Source organism: Rhodococcus sp. 06-235-1A (assembly GCF_002258785.1).
Taxonomy (GTDB): Bacteria; Actinomycetota; Actinomycetes; order Mycobacteriales; family Mycobacteriaceae; genus Rhodococcoides.
In genome coordinates, this window is sequence record NZ_NOYI01000021.1 from 412644 (window position 1) to 433491 (window position 20848).

General features: G+C 63.1%; 17 protein-coding genes. 2 read left to right on the forward strand and 15 right to left on the reverse strand.

Annotation, left to right across the window (positions count from 1 at the left end; genetic code table 11):
* Positions 1 to 45: 45 nt before the first annotated feature.
* Both CH275_RS21055 and CH275_RS21060 read right to left on the reverse strand, forming a co-directional pair.
* Complete coding sequence (locus tag CH275_RS21055) at positions 46 to 1440, reverse strand: cation:dicarboxylate symporter family transporter (RefSeq protein WP_179276258.1); 1395 nt, start codon at positions 1438 to 1440, stop codon at positions 46 to 48.
* Between the two features lie 184 nt (positions 1441 to 1624).
* Complete coding sequence (locus CH275_RS21060; protein WP_094680158.1) at positions 1625 to 2788, reverse strand: mandelate racemase/muconate lactonizing enzyme family protein; 1164 nt, start codon at positions 2786 to 2788, stop codon at positions 1625 to 1627.
* Positions 2789 to 2991: 203 nt separating this feature from the next.
* Here CH275_RS21060 and CH275_RS21065 point away from each other — a divergent pair, with 203 nt between their 5' ends.
* Positions 2992 to 3687: a GntR family transcriptional regulator gene (locus tag CH275_RS21065; RefSeq protein ID WP_094680159.1), complete on the forward strand. Its 696-nt coding sequence runs from the start codon at positions 2992 to 2994 to the stop codon at positions 3685 to 3687.
* Positions 3688 to 4360: 673 nt separating this feature from the next.
* Here the strand turns inward: CH275_RS21065 and CH275_RS30445 are convergent.
* From CH275_RS30445 to CH275_RS21085, 3 genes are all read right to left on the reverse strand, one after another.
* Complete coding sequence (locus CH275_RS30445; RefSeq protein ID WP_094680160.1) at positions 4361 to 5233, reverse strand: VOC family protein; 873 nt, start codon at positions 5231 to 5233, stop codon at positions 4361 to 4363.
* 640 nt (positions 5234 to 5873) lie between these two features.
* The gene (locus CH275_RS21080) at positions 5874 to 7133 is read right to left on the reverse strand and encodes a lipase family protein (RefSeq protein ID WP_179276259.1); all 1260 of its coding nucleotides are present in this window, start codon (positions 7131 to 7133) and stop codon (positions 5874 to 5876) included.
* Positions 7134 to 7189: 56 nt separating this feature from the next.
* A complete protein-coding gene (locus tag CH275_RS21085) occupies positions 7190 to 7819 on the reverse strand; it encodes a TetR/AcrR family transcriptional regulator (RefSeq protein WP_094680163.1) in 630 nt (209 codons plus the stop codon).
* Between the two features lie 36 nt (positions 7820 to 7855).
* On the opposite strand from CH275_RS21085, the gene CH275_RS21090 reads away from it, so the two are divergent.
* On the forward strand, positions 7856 to 8656 hold the full coding sequence (locus CH275_RS21090) for an alpha/beta fold hydrolase (RefSeq protein ID WP_094680164.1): 801 nt from the start codon (positions 7856 to 7858) through the stop codon (positions 8654 to 8656).
* A 19-nt stretch (positions 8657 to 8675) separates the two neighbouring features.
* Here the strand turns inward: CH275_RS21090 and CH275_RS21095 are convergent, their stop codons facing one another.
* The 10 genes from CH275_RS21095 to sbnA are packed head-to-tail and all read right to left on the reverse strand — an operon-like array spanning position 8676 to position 20649.
* Positions 8676 to 9683, reverse strand: coding sequence for a DMT family transporter (locus CH275_RS21095; protein WP_179276260.1), 1008 nt, complete (start codon positions 9681 to 9683; stop codon positions 8676 to 8678).
* Entirely contained in the window at positions 9680 to 10723 is a 1044-nt protein-coding gene (locus CH275_RS21100; protein WP_094680166.1) for a GntG family PLP-dependent aldolase, read from the reverse strand. The genes CH275_RS21095 and CH275_RS21100 overlap by 4 nt, the downstream gene beginning before the upstream one ends.
* Positions 10720 to 11925: an MFS transporter gene (locus tag CH275_RS21105; protein ID WP_094680167.1), complete on the reverse strand. Its 1206-nt coding sequence runs from the start codon at positions 11923 to 11925 to the stop codon at positions 10720 to 10722. The genes CH275_RS21100 and CH275_RS21105 overlap by 4 nt, the downstream gene beginning before the upstream one ends.
* The gene (locus CH275_RS21110; RefSeq protein ID WP_094680168.1) at positions 11922 to 13229 is read right to left on the reverse strand and encodes an oxamate carbamoyltransferase subunit AllG family protein; all 1308 of its coding nucleotides are present in this window, start codon (positions 13227 to 13229) and stop codon (positions 11922 to 11924) included. The genes CH275_RS21105 and CH275_RS21110 overlap by 4 nt, the downstream gene beginning before the upstream one ends.
* Positions 13222 to 14514 carry an ATP-grasp domain-containing protein gene (locus CH275_RS21115; protein WP_094680169.1) on the reverse strand — a complete coding sequence of 431 codons (1293 nt, stop codon included), beginning with the start codon at positions 14512 to 14514 and terminating at the stop codon, positions 13222 to 13224. The genes CH275_RS21110 and CH275_RS21115 overlap by 8 nt, the downstream gene beginning before the upstream one ends.
* Positions 14511 to 15509, reverse strand: coding sequence for an aspartyl/asparaginyl beta-hydroxylase domain-containing protein (locus CH275_RS21120; protein WP_094680170.1), 999 nt, complete (start codon positions 15507 to 15509; stop codon positions 14511 to 14513). Before CH275_RS21120 ends, CH275_RS21115 begins: the two co-directional genes overlap by 4 nt.
* A 21-nt stretch (positions 15510 to 15530) precedes the next feature.
* On the reverse strand, positions 15531 to 17327 hold the full coding sequence (gene asnB, locus CH275_RS21125) for an asparagine synthase (glutamine-hydrolyzing) (protein ID WP_094680171.1): 1797 nt from the start codon (positions 17325 to 17327) through the stop codon (positions 15531 to 15533).
* Positions 17327 to 18562, reverse strand: a complete 1236-nt coding sequence (locus CH275_RS21130; RefSeq protein ID WP_094680172.1) for a hypothetical protein — start codon at positions 18560 to 18562, stop codon at positions 17327 to 17329. Before CH275_RS21130 ends, asnB begins: the two co-directional genes overlap by 1 nt.
* A gap of 30 nt (positions 18563 to 18592) precedes the next feature.
* Positions 18593 to 19648 carry a 2,3-diaminopropionate biosynthesis protein SbnB gene (gene sbnB / locus CH275_RS21135; RefSeq protein ID WP_218828809.1) on the reverse strand — a complete coding sequence of 352 codons (1056 nt, stop codon included), beginning with the start codon at positions 19646 to 19648 and terminating at the stop codon, positions 18593 to 18595.
* Entirely contained in the window at positions 19645 to 20649 is a 1005-nt protein-coding gene (gene sbnA, locus CH275_RS21140) for a 2,3-diaminopropionate biosynthesis protein SbnA (protein ID WP_094680173.1), read from the reverse strand. Before sbnA ends, sbnB begins: the two co-directional genes overlap by 4 nt.
* Positions 20650 to 20848: the final 199 nt, after the last annotated feature.

The following is a 20848-nucleotide window of genomic DNA, read 5'->3' on the forward strand; positions in this document are numbered from 1 at the left end:
CATTCGACGTCAAGCGTCGAATGCCGGCGGGTGGACCGACCGATGTCAGACTCGGGCGTTGGTCTTGTCGGTCGACGTCTCGGCCTCCGTGGAGTCGCCAATCCGGTCCGGGTCGTAATTGGGGTCGTAGTCGATCTCGCCATTGAGAACCGAGCGTGCCCGGGTGGTGTCGAAGTCGTTCTCCCATTTTCCGATCACGATGGTGGCCATGGCATTTCCGAGAACGTTGATGAAGACGCGGCCCTCGTTGAGGATTCGATCGATACCGACGATCAGCGCCAGTGCTGCTAGGGGGATGTGTCCGACGGCGGTGATGGTGCTGGCGAGGACGATGAATGCCCCGCCTGCGATGCCGGCTGTGCCCTTGCTGGTGAGCATCATGATTCCGACCATGATCAGCTGTTGCTGCCAACTGAGGTCGATACCGCATGCTTGGGCGAGGAACAGCGACGCCATGGTGAGGTAGACGGCGGAGCCGTCGAGGTTGAAGGAGAACCCGGAAGGGATCACGATGCCGACGACCGGCTTTCCGACTCCGAGGTGTTCGAGCTTCTTGATCAATTGCGGGAGGATTGCTTCGCTCGAGCAAGTGGAGAGCGCCACGAGCAGTTCGGCTTTGAGGAATTTCATCAGCGGCCAGAGTCGCAGTCCGCAGGCGCGGGCGATGCCGCCGAGGATGACGATGACGTACACCACACACGTCGCGGTGAACAACAAGATCAGGTAGCCGAGCTGCTGCAACGTCGACGCGCCGTAGTTGGCGACGACTGCAGCAAGTGCGCCGAAGGTTCCGATCGGGGCCAGTCTCATGACCCAGGAGACGATCTTGAACACGACGGTGGAGAGTGAGTTGATTCCTTTGGTGATGGGTGCCCCGGCTTCACCCGAAACGTTGAGTGCTGCACCGAAAATGATGGATACGAGCAGGGCCGCGAGGATCGTGTGGCCCGTGAGTGCGCCGAAGAGTGATTCGGGGATGAGATTGTTGACGAATTCGATACCGGAGACCGAAGAGTTCTCGTCGACCGGCAGGGAGGAGGAATCGAGTGCTGAGGGGTCGATGTTCATTCCGTCGCCGGGGCGAAAGATATTGGCAACGAGGAGCCCGAACAGCATGGAGATCAACGACAGGAACAGAAAGTAGCCGATTGCCTTGACACCGATCCGGCCGGCTTTGCGGAGGTTGTCCATCGAGGCGATACTGAGCGAGACCACGCAGAAGACGACCGGGACGACGATCATCTTCACCAGCGCGATGAACCAATCGTTGAGCGGGCTCAGTGCCGATCCGACGTCGGGCAGGAAGATGCCGACGGCGATACCGGCGACTGCTCCGATGATGACCTGAAACCACAGTTCTCGTATCAACCGAGCGAGACGCGAGCGTTCGGGGGTGTTGTGGGGCGGATGGTTCGGGGTGTCGAGGTGGGTGGTCGCCATGAGGTGCTCCTTTGCACAGCAGCAAGGGTGGGGGAGTGTGGTCCCGCTCGTGCAAGACCGTTTCGGAACTGCTGTCTACGAATGTTTTTCGCGCAGCACTGACAGAGCTACGCCGCGCAGCGGCTGGTGTGTCGGCGTAGCTCTGTCGTCACGTGGAGCTTTGGTCGAAGCGGTCTGGCAGTGGTCAGTGCAATTCGCGCAGGACCTTGTAGAAGGCGGCTTTGCCCTCGAAGCCGATGCCGGGGGTCTCGGTGAGTCCGACGCGGCTGTTCTCGACCACTGCCCCGTCGGCGAATCCGCCGGTGGGCTGGAATTCGCCGGGGTAGGACTCGTTGCCGCCGAGCTTGAGCGCTGCTGCGATGTGCAGCGAGAACTGGTGTCCGCCATGAGGAATGCACTGGCGTGAAGACCAGCCGTGGTCTTTGAGCATCTTCTGGATTCGCAGGTATTCGGTGAGTCCGTAGCTCAGTGCGGGGTCGACCTGGATGATGTCGCGGTCGGGTCGCATTCCGGCGTAGCGGACGAGGTTACGTGCATCCTGCAGTGAGAACAGGTTCTCACCGGTTGCGATGCGTCCCGAATAATTCTCAGCCAGAACGGCATTGAGACGGTAGTCGAGGGGATCACCGACCTCCTCGTACCAGAAGAGGTTGTACTGCTCGATGGCTGCGCCGTATTCGAGGGCGGTGGCCAGATCGAACTTCCCGTTCACATCGACCGCGAGGCGCTGCCCGTCGCCACCGAGGACTTCGAGTACGGCTTCGATGCGCTCGAGGTCCTCCGCGAGATCGGCACCGCCGATTTTCATCTTCACCACGTTGTAGCCCTGGTCGAGGAAACCGCGCATCTCGTCCTGCAAGTCGGCGAGGGTTTTGCCGGGCGCGTAGTAGCCACCGGCTGCGTAGACGAACACCGAGTCGTCGGGTTGTCCGTCACCGTGCTTGTCCGAGAGCCACCGGTAGAGCGGCTTTTCGGCGATCTTGGAAGCCAGGTCGAACAGTGCCATGTCGACGACACCGACTGCGACGGAGCGTTCTCCGTGTCCGCCGGGCTTCTCGTTGCTCATCATGAAGTCCCACGCGAGGGTGGGGTCCAGCTCGCCTTCGGCGTCGAGCAGGGCGTCGGGTGCCGCGTCGAGCAGGCGGGGGATGACGCGACGGCGGAGTATCTCGCCGGCGCTGTAGCGCCCGTTGGAGTTGAAGCCGTAGCCAACCACCGGTTCGCCGTCGCGCATCACGTCGCTGACGACGGCCACGATCGAGCAATCCATCTTGGAGAAGTCGATCCATGCGTTTCGGATCGAGGAGCTGATCGGGACGATGCCCTCGTGTACGGAGATGATCTTCATGGGAATGCCTTTCTCATATCTTATAAGGTGTAAACGACGGTAGCTCAGAGTGACGGCGAACACAACCCTTACTTATAAGATCCGGAAAGTCGGTGAGGTATCTTATAAGAACTACGGGTTGCGGGTGTAGAGTCAATGATCGACAACCCGGACCAAGGTCAGCCCCGACAGGGTGTGTCCATAGCGGAGAGGCAGGTCCAGCAGTGACCGCTCCTACCAATGTCTTCTCCAGCAAAGGTGAAGTCGCCTACGCCGAGCTGCGCGCCATGATCCTGATGGGCACTCTCGACGCCGGATCGAAACTGGCGCAATACGAGCTCGCCGACCGGCTGCACATGAGCATCACCCCGATCCGCGAGGCAGTACGAAGGCTCAGCAGTGAGGGGCTCATCGAGCTCGACAATCACAAGAACGTGCGAATTGCGCCCATGAGCGCAGCGGAAGCGCGTCAGCTGTTCGAGGTTCGTCTGTCGCTGGATCCAACCGCAGTCGAGTTGGCTGCCGATCGGCGAACAGACACAGACATCGCCGACATGCGTGCGGCCGCGGGACGGCTACTGCCGGTCACGCAGAAGTGGGGCGAGGACGCGTTGCGTGCGCACCGAGATTTCCACCGCGCGCTGTATCTGGCGTCGCACAACGACGTCCTGATCCGTCTGCTCGATGACCTGTGGGACAAATCCGACCGCTATCGCCGGATCGGTCTCGAGCTGCCACCCGGTGCAGAACCGCGCACCGTCGACCACCAGGAACACTTCCGAATACTCGAACTCGTTGTCGCACAAGACTCGCAGGGGGCTGCAGATCTCATGCGTCAACACATCGTGAAGAGTCTGACGGCGGCCGCCATCGATGCTCTGGAGGACCGAGAGCACGAGCTACGTGAGACCTCGGCGTGATCATTACCAACTGATGGGTTGTCCTGGTATCGCATTCGAGGACGCGGGGCGTGCCGGACATCAAGCGATCTCTTGACGCGGCACACCGCCAAAATCTGCTGACAGTGCGGTAATCGTCCTTTTCGGCCCGATCGGTCCCGTGGCCAATCGCCGCTGCTGATCCGCTGAATCTCGAGCCGACACGGTGATACGCGCGGTCGGAAGTTGCACACCCGGTTCGAGGTACCAAAGTCCCTTGTCGTCCAGGCCGGTCCGATCCGCCGATGGGCGGGAACCCTCAGTGTCACGAGAGTGTCACAAGTCGGTACGTTCGGACATGGACTGGCCCGGACGGTAATGTACGAAAAACGTTGCAAGTGAACAATTATCGAGTCCAGAAACGTTCAGGTGAATCCACTTCTCCGGACTTGAAATCCGCACAGTGTCGGTTCGAGTCCGACTGGGGGCACGTTGGTCCGTATGGACCCGAAGGCTTCGTCCAGCAACAAGTTTCGGCGGATGCCGTGAACTGTGGCAGTCCTCAATGGACTTGTGAGGCAGCGGATCTGGATTCCGCTTGTGGTTCCAACCGAATCAGTCGCGATTCGGTGCGTGTGTGCAGTTCAAGCACGATGCCGTCCGCTCGGCAGCGACTGCGTTACACGGGTCGAACGAGCCCGTCGAGGCTTCCGATTTACGAAATGTGACTGGCCACGTTGATGACGAGACCCGCAGGGTCGCGTACGAAGAACCGGCGGATGCCCCACACTTCGTCACGTATCTCCCTTACGATCTCCAACCCTTCCGTTTTGGCTCGAGCGTAGGCCGCGTCCGCATCGCCGACCTCCATCGAAATGTCGACTGATGTGACTTCGGGATCCACGGCAGTCTGACTGTGCCAGGCGACGATCAATTGTGTGGTTGGCGTGCTCATCGACGCGAACATGAGCATGCCGTCTTGGTCCATCGCGACGCGAAAACCGAGAAACGTCTCATAGAACTCGCGCGCGGCGGCGGGGTCGTCTGTCACGATCACGGGCATTGCCCTGCGAATCTCTGCGGCTACAGTCCCCTGTGCGGACGGTCGCCGCGTGGTGTCGTGCCGCCGGGCTGCCTCATGTACCTCGGTGATGGCGGTGCGGATCATGACGCCGTATGCGTCGTCGGTCAGTGCGGCGGCGTGTTGTTCAGCTAGGTGAAGGTGCTCGGCCGCGATGTCGAATGCGCCGCTGCGCCGTAGGTTGTCGGCGATGTTCAGGTGCAGGCTCGGGTATAAGCCCGCGACACTCAGCGACGAGTGGTGACGGCGGGCGCGCTCGTCGGAGAGTGTGTCGGCGGCGTCGAGGGCCCGGGTGTCCCAGATCAGCGCTTCGGCCGGGGTCTCGCAGAGGTCGGCGAGGTAGTGAGCGAGGGTGCAGCGGTGAAACGGGTCGCCGGCGGCACCGATTTGTTGCCAGAGGGCCAGTAGTTCGCGGCGGGCCGCAGCGGTGTCACCGCTGCGGCCGAGCGTGACCGCCTTGCTGATGGCATCCATTGTTCTGTCGGGTGCGGTGGGGGTGTCGGTCATAGGTGTAGCTCCTCGATGATCTGAGTCTCGTGCGAACGGTGGTTCTTATTGTTCGGCTTCGACCCGGCTGAAGGTCAACTATTTCTTTCTTGGGGTGGTGCCGTACGGGTTCGAGTGTGTTTCGACCATCACCAGAAGCAGCCCCGAAAATCCACTCGCACCGCGTGCAGGCCCACCTCGGCGACCCGACAGCCGGGGAACCAACCCCGACAGGAGTAAAGGCCAAGACCACCGAGCCAGGTCTCATGAGCTGAGGTTACGAAGACGGGGAGCCCCTGGGACGGGCCAGATCGGGGTGTCGGAGAACAAGTTGAGTGTGCCCGCTCGCTGAGTATCGGGACCGAAACGGGCGAAGCCCGATCATCGGATCGTCTGGGCGCGGTCGGTCGCTCTCGCTTCCAACCGATCCTGCCGAATCGCATCGACACCCACGTCGTCCAGCCGTCGCGGTCGCATTGTTCCCACCGAGTTGTCATGTGGTGTGGACCGCACCATGACGTTGGATGGTTCTGCGGTAGGTGCCGTCGGGACGGCGGTCGGCTCGGGAAGGGCAACGTCGAACACGGGCCAATTGTCCAGGGGCGCGCACACATTCGCGACGCGATGCAGACCTGTCACGCCGAACCCGACGGGCGGCGAATTAACCCGAACCGTTGGCCGCGAATTGCCCTGCGGTCCAGCGCAACACGAACGGCAGTCCAGTCATGGCGCCGATGAAGTGGTCGCCTGCCACGGGCTCGTAGTGCACGTTCGCACCCTTGCTGCGCCACTGCTCGATCAGGGCAGTCACGCCGGCCTCGGGGATGAAGCGATCGCCGATCCACTTGCTCGCGGAACCGTGGAAGAACGCGACCGGCACCGACGGCGCGTCGGCGCCCGGACGGTTCGCGGCGATCACCCGTCGCGCGATGTCGGAGTCGAACGGGTCGGGCTCGGACGCCAAGTCCTCGATTCGCATGCGTACCAACCCGCCCAGGGCCAGGGGGAGGACGGACATGTCCTTCACCCAGGATGCCAACAGCAGCGCCTTCGGGCCGAACAACTCCACCATCTCGGGGTGCTCACGCGCGAGACCCATGCTCGCCGCACCCAGCAGGCCGGCCGAGACGGTGCCGTTCATGGTGTCCAGCAGCATCGAGAAGTCGGTGGGCGTTCCACCGGCGACGGCGCCCGCCAACCTCACGTCCGGCGCGTACCTCGGATGCAGCTGCGCCGTCCAGGTGGTGGCGATCGCGCCGCCGCTGTAGCCGTAGGCAACCACTGGGCTGTCGGCGAGCTCCGGGGCGACGACCGTCATCCCGCGTAGCGAATCCAGGACGGCATGCCCGGCCATCGTGCCTTCGGAGTACGACATCCGCGGGCCTTGGTGATCGGCGACGAGGACCGCGTATCCGCGGGCGAGCCAGAGCGGCATCACCGGCGGGAGGTCGGCACCGACACCGTGCACCAGGCGGTACGACGGCGTGCTCTTGGCTCCGAGGGAATCGATAGCCACATTGTGGGCGACGACGGGCCGCGGTCCGCGCCCGGTCCACGGTCGCCTCGGGATCAGCAGCGAGGCGGTGACGCCGGCGGGCAGACCCCGCGCGTCGGTCGATCGAACCATGAACTGACGCATTGCGGTCCGCGGCCGGGGCACCAGACCACGGGTCGTGCGCTGCCGGATCACCGCACCGGGTGCGAGGTCCTCGATGCCGGGAGGGGTGAGAAAGAAGGCGTCGTTGTCGATCGGGGTCGGAAGAATCGCGGCATGGGGATCGTCCGGAGGCTCGAGGGGTAGTCGTCGAGTCAGTACGCGATCGAGCACACCGAACAGAGTCATGATCCCCCGACATTCTTCTCGAGCCGTACCTATCCCCGCGGTCACCGTACCGCGCGAGGCGGTCGAGCTCGAGCACATCGGTCTGGCTCAGGACCGCCTCACTGTGTTTGCTGCACTCGGCAAGCAGTCTTCCGTCATGCCTGTGCGAGTCTTTCGGTCTTGCAGTAGTCGACAATGGACGATGCGGCCAGCTTGGCGGTCGCGATCAGTGCATGTCGTGGCACCTCGTTTCGAGATTGAACCGAGAGCCCGTGCCAGATCGCTTGGACGACTCCGGCGATGGCGCTGGCCGATGTGTCGACCGAGAGCTCACCCTCTGCGATGGCTCGTTCGATTCGCGCGAGAAGCGTGCTTTCGTTCGCACGATGTAGTTCGGCGACGTACTCCGCGGCGTCCATCGTGTCAGCACTGTCGTTCGTCACCGCGCTGCTGACGAAACACCCGGGATGAGTCTCGGACGGGGCGGTGAACTCGACCACCGAGTCCGTCAAAATCGCATCGATCACCGCAGCGATCGAGTCGAGATCGACTGCACGGGTGTAGATGTCGCGATACTCGGCGGTGTAGGTGCGAACGGTTTCCTCGAACAATCCTGCCTTGCTGCCGAAGGCTGCATACAGGCTCGACGTGGACAGCCCGGTTGCAGTGGTGAGTGCTCGTGTGGATGTACCGGAGAATCCGTGTCGCCAGAAGAGTCGCGCAGCAGCCAGAAGTACGAGATCGCGGTCGTATGCGGAGGGCCTGCCACGAGTCGGTGTTGCCATGGTTGCATTTTAGAGCGATTGCTTCATAATTGCGATATGGAGCGAACGATTCAGAAATCGGTGTCCGTGTCCGGCGGTAGCTGGGTCAACGTCGACATCTATGGCAACCCGAACCTGCCAGGCCTTCTCATCCTCCCCGGGGTGATGAGCAATGCTCGATCCTGGGCCGCGGTGGCGCGATCGGTGAAGGCGTGGCCCTCGGTCACCGTCGTCAATCGACGCGGACGTCAGCCTTCGGGGCCACTGACCACCGATTACTCGATCGGCGTCGAGGTAGATGATCTTCTGCGGGTGTTGGGCACGGTTCCCGAGCCGGTCAGCATCTTCGGGTGGAGTTACGGCGGACTGATCGCGTTACTCGCTGCCGACGAACATCCCGTCGAACACCTCATCGCGTACGAACCTGTCATGCCGCCCTTCGCTCGACACGCCTTGTCCGGCTTGCAAGAAGCAGCGGCACAGGGTGATCGGGGGAGGAGTGTCGAAATTGTCAACGTCGGCATCTCCGGCTTCTCCGCTGAACACGTCGACATCCTGCGGGCCGACACGAGGCAGTGGGAGGCGCTGTGCGAGCTCGCCGAGCCGCTGTACGACGAGTTGAGTGCGCTCGACGCATCGCATCCTCCCGATGTTCTGGCCGGAAAAGTCGAGCGAGTAGACCTGATCATCGGAGAACTCAACCGTTCGATCGAACCGTACGGCACATCGTTCGATCGGATCAGTCGTCGAATCCCGAACGCGCGCGTTCATCAGCTCGATGGCAACGGTCATCTCGCTCACATCGAATCACCCCGCCAGCTCGGACGGGTCATCGACGCAACCGCGGCGTCGGTATGATCCGCCGATCGTTAGTGATCTATCTGTGCGAGCCGGAAGGGATTGCGCTGCTGCTGGTTCGGTCGGCCGAACTGCCCTTGCGAGAAGAGACGATCACTACGCCGCCGATCAGCAGAACTGCACCCACGCAGTGCCCCACCAATGCGGTGCTCGGCCCGAACCGCACTGTGCTGATGGCGATCGACGTCGCGACCTGACCGGTCACGATGCACATGACTGCCACGAACACTCCGAGTCGGCGCACCACCAGAATCGACGACAGCACGAATACGACGCCGAACACACCCCCGGTGTAGAGCAAGGGATCCGCGGGCCACGAGTGTGAGAAGTCGGATACCGTCAAACGCAGGAGCGCGATCGATCCGAGCATCCCCGCCCCGACGAGGAAGCTCAACATCGCCGACGGAGACGGATGGCTTATTGCCTCGTCGACGCGGCCGTTGAGCGCCAGCTGCAGGGCCGCGCCCATTCCTGCGACAAACGGAAGAAGTATGAGGGTCGTGGCCGACCCGATATCGGCCGCAGCCGGAACGATCGTCGCCGACACCGCCATGAGCAGACCGAGCACGCGTCGCCGATCGACAGCGCGACGAGGTCCGGGCCCGAGACCGATGCAGTCGAACACGACACCTCCGAGTGTCTGGCCGGACACTGCTGCGAGGGTGAAGACGGCGACGCCGAGGTGTCCAGTGGTGATCGCTTGGGTCAAGACCATGAATCCGCCTGCGATACCGCCGAACAGCCACGCCGGGTGAACGGACCCGGCTCGGAGCATCGTCAGGAGGTCCCGCGCTGCCCGCTCGAGTCCTGGCACGAAGGGTATCGCCACAACGACGATGATCAGGCTTACGACATTCGAGGCCACGGCCGCGTCGAGTGGGTCGGACTGTGTGCCCAGCATTCCGTTGATTTCGGTCTCACATGCCAGCGCGCCGCCTGTGGCCGTTGCGGCGAGCGCGTAGAGACCCACTGCCGAACGAGAGCCGGATCGTGCTGTGCGACGCGACCCGGCCCTCGGCCGAGTCATGACGCTCTCTGTTCTGCCGATGGCGTCAATTCCGTGACGCGATCGAGGGCGCAGCGCACATCGTCGAGCGAAACACCGGAATAGGTCACCCATCGCACCGCCGATCGTGCAGCGAGCACCCGAATGCCCACTGCGGACAACGATTCGGCGGTTTCGACAGGATTGTCGACGGGGGTCATCACGATGTTCGTTGTCACCGGCGACACAGTCCAGCCTCGGTCGAGCAAACCTTCCGCGAGTACCGAGGCGTGGTGGTGATCGAGCGCGAGTCGGTCGATTCGTTCGAGCGCGACCAGACCGGCAGCACCGAGGATTCCTGCTTGTCGTATGCCCCCACCGAGCATCTTGCGCACCCGTCGCGCCTCGGTGACGAACGCTTCGGAACCGCATACGACAGATCCGACCGGCGCACCGAGTCCCTTGCTCAGACAGACCTGCACGGTGTCGAATTCGGAAGCCAGCTCACCCGGGTGGATGCCGAGATGTACTGCGGCATTCCATATTCGGGCGCCGTCGAGATGGGTAGTCAGGCCTGCCGACCTGGCCGCGGATACCACCGCAGACGAGTCGTCGGCCGTCACCACGGCACCGCCTGCCGCAGCGTGCGTGTTCTCGAGACACAGCAACCGCGGCCTGAGCGCGAAGTACGGTCCCGTAGCGGCGGCGGCGGCGGTGACCGTCGCCGCCGAAGGCATACCCGGCCCGTGGTCGCATTCGAGAGGTTTCGGGAAGCCGCCCGCAAGCCAGCTCACCGTGCCCACCTCGTTGTCGAAGATGTGCGCTTCGGCGGGGGCGAGGACGCTGTCGCCGGGGCGTAGGTGCACGATCAGAGCTACGAGGTTACCCATCGATCCTGATGGAACCCAGAGGCCGGCTTCGTGTCCGAGTACATCGGCGACCGTTGCCTCGAGCGACTGCAGTGTGGGATCGCCGTCGAGTACATCGTCACCGACCTGCGCCGACGCCATCGCGTGACGCATGGCGTCGTCCGGGGCGGTGAGAGTGTCGGAGCGGAAGTCGATGGGAGCCAGGGCGGTCACGCAGTCTCCTTCTCCGCGCTTCGGCGAGAGCAGAGCAATATCAGCGCGGCAACGGCACCGAATCCGACTCCGATCCACATGACCGAGGAGGGACCTGATGAGTCGATGGCCAGACCACCGAGGAGCGCGCCGAGCGAAATCGCCACGTTGAAGGACATGATGAACAGCGATGTCGCACCCTCCGGAGCGTCAGGTGCGGCTCCGAACACGAATGTCTGCAAGGCGACAGGCAGTGCGGCGTAGGCGATTCCCCACGTCAGTAGGAACAGGATCACTCCAGGAATCCATGTCCCGACGAGCACCAGCAGTGTGATCGACGAACTCAGTCCGACGATGAATGCGATCAGCGCGGTGCGAAGGTTCCGCGCTATCACAGCGCTGGCGAGGAAGTTCCCGGCGACACCGGCGACTCCGTAGGCCAGGAGTAGCAGACTGATCCACCGACGATCGATGCCCGATACCTGCTCGAGAAACGGGGACACATACGTGTAGGCAGCGAAGTGGCCGATGACGACCACTGCAGTGACCGTGACCGCGATCCGTAGCGTGGGGCGACGAAGCAGTGCGGGAAGGTCGGACAGTCGAAGCACGCTGGTCGGCGCGAGCGATGGCACCAGGACTATGCACGCGATCAGAGTCAGAGCGCCCAGAGCGGCGATCACCCAGAACGCCACTCGCCACGACGCGGCGTCGCCGATGAGTGTTCCCAGCGGTACCCCGATGACCGACGCGATCGAGATTCCCGAGAACACCACCGCGATCGCGCGAACCGACACCGCGCTGGGGACCAGCCTGACCGCGATGCTGGCGGAGATCGACCACATGACACCGTGAGCGAACCCGGTGAACAGACGAGACGCTACGAGCACCGTGAAATTCGTCGACACTGCCGTCGCGACGTTGCCGACGACGAAGATCACCAGCACTGCTATCAGGAGCGTGCGGCGATCCAATCGCCGTGTCGCGGTGGTCAGGATCGGCGCGAAGAGTCCAGCGACGACGCCGTACAGGGTGACTGTCAAACCGGTGACGCCCTCGGAGATACCGAGATCGGTCGACATCGTCGTCAGCAATCCGATCGGGACCATTTCGGTCGTGGTGAAGACGAACACACCGAGGCCTACTGCTGCTACTGCCAACCACGCTCGTAGCGTGGCCTTTTCGGTCGATTCGGGTTCGATGACCTGCTCGTCCGCAGTCACACTGTCTCCTTGTGTAGGTAGTTGGAGGTGTTCAGAGCGCCGAGAGCGCGCGAGGCCTCGACGAACGGTTCCAGGGGCGGTTCGAATAACACGGCACCGGCGTGGCCGCCGCGCTCGAGGGTCGCGCCGAGATGCACGGCAGGCACCACACCGGTCGCGGCGACCGCGGCGGCGTCTATTCCCACCGGGACTCCGCGAAAGTCCAGTGCTGGAATCAAGTAGTTCGGGTGCTCGGTAACGGTGATGTCGTACATCGCCAGCGTCAGATCGTGCATCGCTCGCGCGGAACCTGCCGATGAGTTCTGCAGTGCGGGCGCTGTCGCGGCGGCCATGCCGCCGAGTCCGATGACCTCGGTGATGAGACTTTCGCCGCCGACGTATCCCAGATCGTGGTGGTCGACGCCGTCTGCGAGTCGACCGCGCAGCGTCGACGGATCCGGCAGCGCGCCTCGGAACCACTCGTCGCCGAGACCGGATACGCGCAGGGCGAACTCGCATTCGCTGAGCACCATTGCTGTGACCACGCTGCTTCCGGGGACATTCGATGCGGCATCTGCTGCTGCTTTGGCCGCGGCCATGGCCAGATGCAGGAAGAGATACTCCGCTTCGCGTAGGTAGCGGGCCAGCGCGGTGCGCTCATGGTCGGTCAGATCACCGACACTGTCGAGAAGCGCTTCGAGGACGATGTTGCGTAACAACGATCCCGCTGCGGTGTGTCGACTGTGCAGGTCGTCGCCGAGCGCGAGGGCGCGGCGGATGACCGGACGCAGCTCGATTCCCCCGATACTGCGGACGACGGTGCCGAAAGCAGGTGCAACGACATCGCGGATCTCTGCGAGCCTGTCGCGAACCCCGTCGGACCATGCTCCGAATGTCAACGACTCTGTGGAGGGACCTTCGTTGATCCGGCAGTACCCCACAGTTCCATTGGCGACATCGCGTACGACGACGGTGGGCATCGACCACGTGCAGACCCCCGTCAGCGAACCCACCGTCGAGTGATCGTGCCCCGCGTGCACGGAGATTTCTCCCGCGCTGAGCTTGCGGTCGGCGTCGGCCTCGTCCACCGCCAGACCCTCGAAGACCGCTGCGCCGACAATCGCTCGCCGCTGCCCACCGTGATATGCCCCCCAGGGCAGGGGCGCACCCGAGGTCAGAATGACCTCGGGCCGCATTCCCGGAATGACCTCGCCGGCAGGGCGAATATCTACCAGGACCGGGTCCGATGTCACCAGACGCCCTGCCGCAGTGGCATTTGCGGTCGCGCGCAGGGCCGGTCCGTCGAGCACTGTGGTCTCAGGCATGAAGGATCGCCTCCCGCGTCACCACGGACACCGACGCGGACATCGTCACCCGGTCGAGTTCACCGGGCGAAAGAGCATCGTCGAGCGGGTAGTCGATTACCAACGAGGCACTGCGATCGCCTGAACTGCGGATTTCGCCGAGCACCTCACCAGGCACCCTGGTGGCGACTACCGCGCAGACTCGCGTCGGTGCCGATGCTTGTACTGGACGCAGGACGGGCCACTGTCTGGTGGACGAGACCCAGTGCACAGGGATCTCACCACCGTCGATGGTGTCCAGTTGCCCATCCGAATGGTCGAGATAGATCTGTTCGGCGCGGCGATGCACTGTCCGTTCGGCTGGTTTCGTGCCGAGCGCGAGATCGACCAGTGACGGCTCGATCGGATCGCCGGTTGCCAAGTGCCACAACGCTGTGATGGCATCTCCCGGGGCGCGGGCGGCAACCTCCATCAGGATCGGGCGGCCGGCGCCGCTGAGACGGAATTCCGCATGTGCCATGCCACTTCCGAACTGGAGCCGTTCGAGGACGGTCCTGTTCGCAGTCAAGAGAATGTCCTGCTCCTGCGCAGTCAGACCGAGAGCAGGACTGACATGACCCATCTCGGTGAAGAACCGACTGCTGTCCTCGTTGGTGTTCTTCGAGGTGATGCCGGCCCACACGAGATCTCCGTTGTAAACGAGGGACTCCACCGAATACTCCTGCCCCTCCACCAACTCTTCGAGCAAGACAGTTTCGTGAGGTGGGTAGTCGCCGAGCAGGTCCGCGATCCGATCGGTCGGAGTGATCCTCTGCACTCCCGAGCTCGACATTCTGCCCGTCGGTTTCAGCAATGCAGGACCCGTGATCGTCGACTGTGCGGTGGCGATGGTCCAGTGGGGTGCCAACTCCGGAAGTGCCATGCGTTGGAGCAGCTTGTCCCGTGCGATTTTGGAGGCCAACGCTCCCGGCCCCGGCAAGCCGAGTGTGTGCGCGAGGACACCGGCGGATTCGACGAACACCTCTCCCACGTTCAGCAGCCCGATGATGTCGAAGGACTCGGCAATGTCGGCGACAGCAGCTGCGAGAGAGCCGATTCCGGTGTCGGAAAGGTGAACGATGTGGGTCACCGACGCGAGTGGATGGGTGGGGCTTTCGCGTATCTCGGCGAGCTCGTGGGAATCGGTCTCCGGGCCGACGATGACGACCGGTTGCGCGCCGCGCCGACGGATCTCGTCGAAGATCGACAAGTGGCGTGCGATCACGACCAGATCGGTCACCACCACCACAGAGGGTGACTCGGTCACGATGACACCCCGATGCGCTCGGTCGATGGGACGAACGATTGCCTGGATTCGCGGCCGATACGGGTACGCAGCAGAACTCCCGGTGTGGGTCCATCGGGAAAGACCTGCAGCGTCCGCTCCTCGCTCCACCCTGCGAACCGGTATTCGTGGGCACCGAGATGTACCAGACGACGGTGCCGGCCGTCGGGCAGTACGAGGTCGGGTCCGTCGGTGCCGGCGACGAGTGACACCGACACCCTCGACTCGGGGTCCGCGTGGTCGAAGTCGACGTCTTCCTCCCACAGGTGGAAGTTGGCAGGCACCTCGAACGTCGACTCCGCCTGCACGATCTCCGATCGATGTTGCGGCTGGGTCTGTCGGTTGACCAGAACATCGCCCTCCTCGAAGTACGCGCGCCACGCATCGGGGAATACATCCGCAAGGCCGGGGACGACGAGTGCATCGATGACCAGGTGAGTGCGGGTGGTCGATCCGTGGTTCTGTACGCGGTGGACCCTGCTGAAATCTCCGAACCAGAATTCACCGGGTTGCCAGGTGAAGTGGTGTCCGTCCAGCACCAGGATCGCCTCGGGTGATGTTTCGATGGGGATGTGCAGCCGTACGACACCCCACCTCGGGCTGTACTTGGGGTCGGTGTGATCGATTCCTACGGTGTCGGGTCCGAGTGCCATCAGCCGTACGGCGTGCAGCGGCGCTGGAATGGACGCGAGAATCTCTCGGACGTAGGGCAATTGCGCGAGCCATGGTGTGTCGGCGAAGTCGACGTCACTGGGCCCGCCCGGATCGGTTCGAGTGGGATCTCCGCCGGGGCTTCGGAGTGCAAGGCACCGCCAGTCGACGTCGGTCTCGGCACCGATTCCCCCGTCGTCGTACACCCGCTGGCGACCCCAGGAGTGCGAGCGCACCGAGGTGAGCTCGTCGACTATGCGTGCAGGATCGAAAGTTCCGGCCAGGCGAGCGGACTCAGCGGGCATGGAAAGTGATGCAGTGCTCATGATGGTTCCTCCGTTGTGTCGTCAGATGGTTGCGGAGATCAGTGGTCGGTCGTGGGCAGAGGCGGCGCTGTCCTGGTCGACGTGCAGCCGGTGCCAGCGTTCGAGAACGAAGAGCGTCCACAGCGCGTAGCTGTCACTTCCGTCGGCGTCGGTGACGAAGCGGCGCAGAGCATCCGGATCGAAATAGCCTCGCTCGAGGGCCCGGTCGGACAGCAGCGTCGTGTCGATCTCGCGTCGCAGTGTCGCGCCCAGCCAGGCCTCCAGCGGCACAGCCAGTTCCTGTTTGCGCCGGGTCACGATCGACTCGGGTAGGTACCGTGCGGCAACCTGCTTGAGCAACACCTTCTCTTCGCCGTCGACCAGCTTGCGCGAGGCGGGAATTCGCGCAACGTGCTCGATGAGCCGGTGATCGAGAAACGGGCTGCGTGGCTCGATGGAGTGTGCCATCGACATCCGATCGATCTTCACCAACTGGGCATCGGCCAGCCAGAAACGCGAGTCGACGGCCATGGCACGGTCGAGGTCCGCAGTCGCGGGGTCGGTTGAGGCGAAGCGGCCGCGCAGATGATCGATGGGGTGGCCGGGCAAGGTATCTCGGAAACGATCGCTGTAAATTCTGTGCTTGGTCTCGGTCGGGACACCGTCGACGAGCACATCTGCATATCGTCGATCGAGGTCGCCGCCGCTCGTCTGCAGCAGTCTGCTGTAGCGCCCGTAGCCGCAGAAGATTTCGTCCGAACCGTCGCCTGTCAACACGACGGTCACGTGCTCGGAGGCCAAGCGGTACATCGCATCCGACGCGATCGCAGAGGGGAAGGCGAACGGTTCGCCCGTGTGCTCGAGGACTCGATCGAGCGAGGCCAGAGCGTCGTCGGCTGTCAACGTGACGGTGTGGTGGTGAGTCCCGAACGCGTCGGCAACCAGACGGGCCTGGGCGGACTCGTCGAACGCGGGATGATCGAAGCCGACCGAGAAGGTGTGCAGTCCGCGCCCGAGTCGTCGACTCGCCAGCGCGACGACGAGCGACGAATCCAGTCCGCCACTGAGCATCGCGCCCAGTGGGACAGCGGATTCGAGGCGGGCGTCGACGGCAGCGACCAGCAGATCGTCGATGTCGTCGACGGTGCTGGACCCGTCACCGGTGAACGGGAACGTCCAGTACTCGTGGTCGGTGCGCTGACCGTCTCGATCGAACTCGATCACAGTCGCGGGGCGAACCCGCTCGACTCCTCCGAAGATGCTGGACGGGGCACCCACGATCCGAAAACTCAGATACTGATCGAGTGCTTCGGGGTTGACGTCGGTGCTCACCTGTGGATGCCGGCGGAGCGCGGTCAGCTCGGAGGCGAACACGATTTCCTGACTGTGGGCCGATAGGTAGATCGGTTTCTTGCCTACCCGGTCTGTTGCCAGGATCAGGCGCTCACGCGCACTGTCGTAGAGCGCAACGGCGAACATTCCGTGTAGATGATCGACGAAGTCGAGGCCGAACTCTCGATACAGCTCGGGGATGACGTGGACATCGCTCGTTCCCTCGACCCGCCGTCCTCTCGACTCGAGCAGGGCACGCAGTTGATGGTGGTTGTAGATCTCACCGTTGACGACCGCAACAACGCTCCGATCGGAGGAGAAGGCCGGCTGTTCGCCTCCAACCAGGCCCAGGATCTTGAGCCGGCACATCGCCAGTGAGATGCGCTCGTCGTCGAACGATCCGTGTTCGTCGGGACCTCGATGGACCATGGCGGCGCACGCCGCGAGCGCGAATCCTCGATCCGGTTGATTGCGTCGAAGTCCGAACGATCCTGCAATTCCGCACATCAGGGTTCCCTCTTGAGGTTGAATCGGCGTTTGGCATGACCGGACTGCAGTCCGTGGGGGTCCACACCGACGACTTCGATCGGCCGGACCAACCCCGAGCGGATCATGGTCGCGACATCGGGCGCTGCAGCGTCGAGCACGCGCCGAAGCTCGTCGACTCTCTCAGCGGTCACATGCGCATCGACGATGCGAAGTACGACACCGCCGTCGTCGACCACCTCGAACGCGGATCCTGGGAAGACGCTGGCGACCGCAGTAGCGATGTCGTGCCCACTGAGCCGCTCGCCGTGCTTGGCGTCGCCGTCGATGCGTCCTTCGATGCGATCGAAGGCCGCCACGCTCCGTCCGCGGTGTTCTATGACGCGGAGTCCGCTGATGGCATCACCGGTCACATATCGCAGCGCCGGAAAGTTCGGCCGCGCAGTGGAAGTCAGCAGCAGCAGTCCGTCACCCTCTGAACGCGCTGCGGTACTCAGCTGTGCTCGGTAGTCGACTGGATCGATCACCTCGGCAACGATGTGGTCGTGAAAGTGGTAGAGGCCGGTTTCGGCGTCCGAGTATCCGATTGCACCGATCTCGATGCTTCCGAATACATCGAGAACGTCGGCGCTGTCGAGTGCGAAGTGCCGAGCCACGTTGGCCCGCCATGCGGCCGGTGCCAGGTCGCCCACCACCATGATCTTTCTCGGACGAATCGACAATCCCTCGGAGGTGGTCATCAGGCGATCGAGAATCATGGGCATCGTGAACAGCACATCCGGTTGCCAGGTATTCAACTTCTCCACGTGTTCTGCCAAGGGCGCACGGAAGTCGATGTCTCGGGCATCGAATCCGAGTTCCTCGAAGACACGTCGCGCCGAGGCAGCGGCATGTCCGGTGCCCAGATCTGCCACCGCAACCGAACCCGGCGGGACGCCGTTGGTGAAGTGCGAGAACAACTCTCGTCGATGCTGGCAGTACAGATCGTCGTCCACGGTCCCGTACTGGATTCGTTTCCTGGCACCACCGGAGGTTCCGGACGTGAGGTACGTATCGAGAGTGGGATCGTCGGTTTCGGCGAAATAGTAGTGCTCGGCCAAGATGTCGCCGTCGATGAGCGGCAGTGACGTCAACACCGTCGGGTCGCTGTCATGGGCGTTCAACAGTGTTTCGTACCAGGGGAATCGGCGAGTGTAGTCGGCGACGAGTCCGGGTGGGACCTCGATAGCTGACGAGTGTGCGAGTGGGGTGACCACCAGTGAGTCCTTTCGGCCGGTCAGCGCGGGCTACTGCCAGCGAGTGGTGTCTGCGAAGAAGTCGACGATCGGGTCGGACAGGCCGCGTTCGAGGGCGGCGCGATAGACGTAGTTGCCGACTGCGAGGTCGAGGATGCCCAACCCGAACGGTGAGAAAATGATCGGCTTGTCGGCGGAGACCGTGAAGTCGTCGGACAGCAGGCCCGCGATGGTTCCGTCGATGAAGTCGGTGTGGCCGTACTTCTGTTGTGCCAGATGTGGGGAACTGTTGGCGTTCAAGCAATGGTCTATGTCGTCGACGACGTTGTGCGCGGCGGCGATCACGTCGGGTCCGATGTCGCGGAGTGAGACGTTCAGAACGATCTGACCCGGTCGAAACGCGCCGTCCTCGACTATCCAGGGGTCTGCAGCGGTGGTGACGAGAACGACGATGTCTGCAGACTGCAGATCGGCGTCGACGTCGGTACTGACCTCTGCGAGAAGGTCCACCGATCGGGCGTGGTCGGTGAGAGCTCGAGCGTAGGAGGACACGTTGTCGTGCACGAGAAGCTCGCCGATCTCCCAGTCGGCGGCCGCGAAGAAGTCGACCACAGCACGCCCGAGGACGCCTGCCCCGACCACCAATACTCGTTGTGCCCGACGGCGTCCGGCGAGCAACTCGGCACCCAGCACTGCCGAGGCGGCGGTTCGTGCGGCGCTGATGTGCGATGCCTCCATGCATGCCACGGGATAGCCGGTGGAGTAGTCGTTGAGGATCAGGACCGCGGATGCGCGAGGAACGTTGTGATCGATGTTGGCGGGGAAACTGCCGATCCATTTGATGCCGGCGATGTCGTTGCTACCGCCGAGGTATGCGGGAAGGGCGATGATGCGTGCGTTCGGTTTGTCGGGGAACCTCAGAAAGTGGCTTCGAGGATTGACCGATCGGCCCTCGTGGTGATCGAGGTACGCGGCGCGTACGACATCTACGATGTCCGAACGCGAACCGGCGATGACGTCTCTGACGACATCCCCGCGCACCACGTCGAAACCGAACAAGCCACCAGGACGCGTTGGCAGAGGTGCAGCTTCCACTGTGTCGGTCATGCGGGAACCTTCCTGTTCTGGACCGCACGATCTCGGGCGGTCGGGTAGGGGATCAGTGGATCGGGACCGAAGGTGTCGAGCACCCAGTCGTCGTCGTAGACGGTGTCGACGTACCGATCACCCATGTCCGGGGAGATCGCCGCAACGCGCGATCCCGGTGGAATCTGCTCGGCGCTCTGCGCGAGGGCCGCGAGGACGGTTCCCGTCGAGCCGCCGACGAGCACCCCGTAGGTACGCGCGACGTGCCTGCACATACGCACAGCCTCGGACTCGGGAACTGTCACCTCCGCGTCGGCTGTGCCGCTCCGATAGATATCGGGCCTACGGCTGGCACCCAGACCGGGCACGAAACGCGGGCCCGCAGCACCACCGAAGGTGACCGATCCGACCGAATCCACGGCCACGATGCGTGTCCAGGGCGAGAACCTACGGAAATGCTCGGCGCATCCCATCAGGGTTCCGGTCGTCCCGGCCCCGATGAACACCTGGTCGACATGGCCCAGCTCGCGCAGAATCGACGTTGCTGTGCCGAGGGCGTGGGCGTTGGGGTTGGCAGGATTGGCGTACTGATTGAGCCAGAGGAGTGTCGAATCGTTGCCGAGGCGTTCGCGGATGACGGCGATACGCGTCCCCAGATAACCGCCGTTCGCGTCGCGGTCACGAACCTGGACGACGTGTGCGCCGAGAGCGCGGATGGTGCGCAGGCTCTGCCGAGAGACGTTGGGGTCGACCACGCACGTGAAGAGGTAGCCCTTTTCTGCGCACACCATCGCAATTGCTACGCCCAAACTGCCCGACGTCGACTCGATGACGTGTCCACCGGCGGTGAGAATTCCGCGGCGTTCGGCGTCCTCGATCATGGCAATAGCGGGTTTCAGCTTGATCGATCCTGCGGCATTCAGCCCTTCCAATTTCACGTAAACTGTCGAATTTTCGACAAGTCCTTGCATTTCCAGAAAGATTTGATCGTTCACTATCTGGTGAGCCCGTTGATAGATCATCGTGTCCCTCGTTGACGGTGCGCCCAAAGGGTCCGGCGCATTGTGTTGGATGTGGGCGAATGATCGACCTGATCGACAACGACCGTGACACGTTTGCCTGTCAAACAAAATAGGTTGCCAGAAGTTGAACAATGTTTACCCAGGTTGACAAGGGTTTACAGCCCGTTTTACAGTCGCGCCCGTGAACTCCAACGAAGCG

What these genes read in the sequence shown, in the direction of transcription:
- CH275_RS21055 (WP_179276258.1), bottom strand. Translation starts at nt 1,440, where the DNA reads ATGGCGACCACCCACCTCGACACCCCGAACCATCCGCCCCACAACACC.
- CH275_RS21060 (WP_094680158.1), bottom strand. Translation starts at nt 2,788, where the DNA reads ATGAAGATCATCTCCGTACACGAGGGCATCGTCCCGATCAGCTCCTCG.
- CH275_RS30445 (WP_094680160.1), bottom strand. Translation starts at nt 5,233, where the DNA reads ATGACCGACACCCCCACCGCACCCGACAGAACAATGGATGCCATCAGC.
- CH275_RS21080 (WP_179276259.1), bottom strand. Translation starts at nt 7,133, where the DNA reads ATGTGCTCGAGCTCGACCGCCTCGCGCGGTACGGTGACCGCGGGGATA.
- CH275_RS21085 (WP_094680163.1), bottom strand. Translation starts at nt 7,819, where the DNA reads ATGGCAACACCGACTCGTGGCAGGCCCTCCGCATACGACCGCGATCTC.
- CH275_RS21090 (WP_094680164.1), top strand. Translation starts at nt 7,856, where the DNA reads ATGGAGCGAACGATTCAGAAATCGGTGTCCGTGTCCGGCGGTAGCTGG.
- CH275_RS21095 (WP_179276260.1), bottom strand. Translation starts at nt 9,683, where the DNA reads ATGACTCGGCCGAGGGCCGGGTCGCGTCGCACAGCACGATCCGGCTCT.
- CH275_RS21110 (WP_094680168.1), bottom strand. Translation starts at nt 13,229, where the DNA reads ATGCCTGAGACCACAGTGCTCGACGGACCGGCCCTGCGCGCGACCGCA.
- CH275_RS21120 (WP_094680170.1), bottom strand. Translation starts at nt 15,509, where the DNA reads ATGAGCACTGCATCACTTTCCATGCCCGCTGAGTCCGCTCGCCTGGCC.
- asnB (WP_094680171.1), bottom strand. Translation starts at nt 17,327, where the DNA reads ATGTGCGGAATTGCAGGATCGTTCGGACTTCGACGCAATCAACCGGAT.
- sbnB (WP_218828809.1), bottom strand. Translation starts at nt 19,648, where the DNA reads ATGACCGACACAGTGGAAGCTGCACCTCTGCCAACGCGTCCTGGTGGC.
- sbnA (WP_094680173.1), bottom strand. Translation starts at nt 20,649, where the DNA reads ATGATCTATCAACGGGCTCACCAGATAGTGAACGATCAAATCTTTCTG.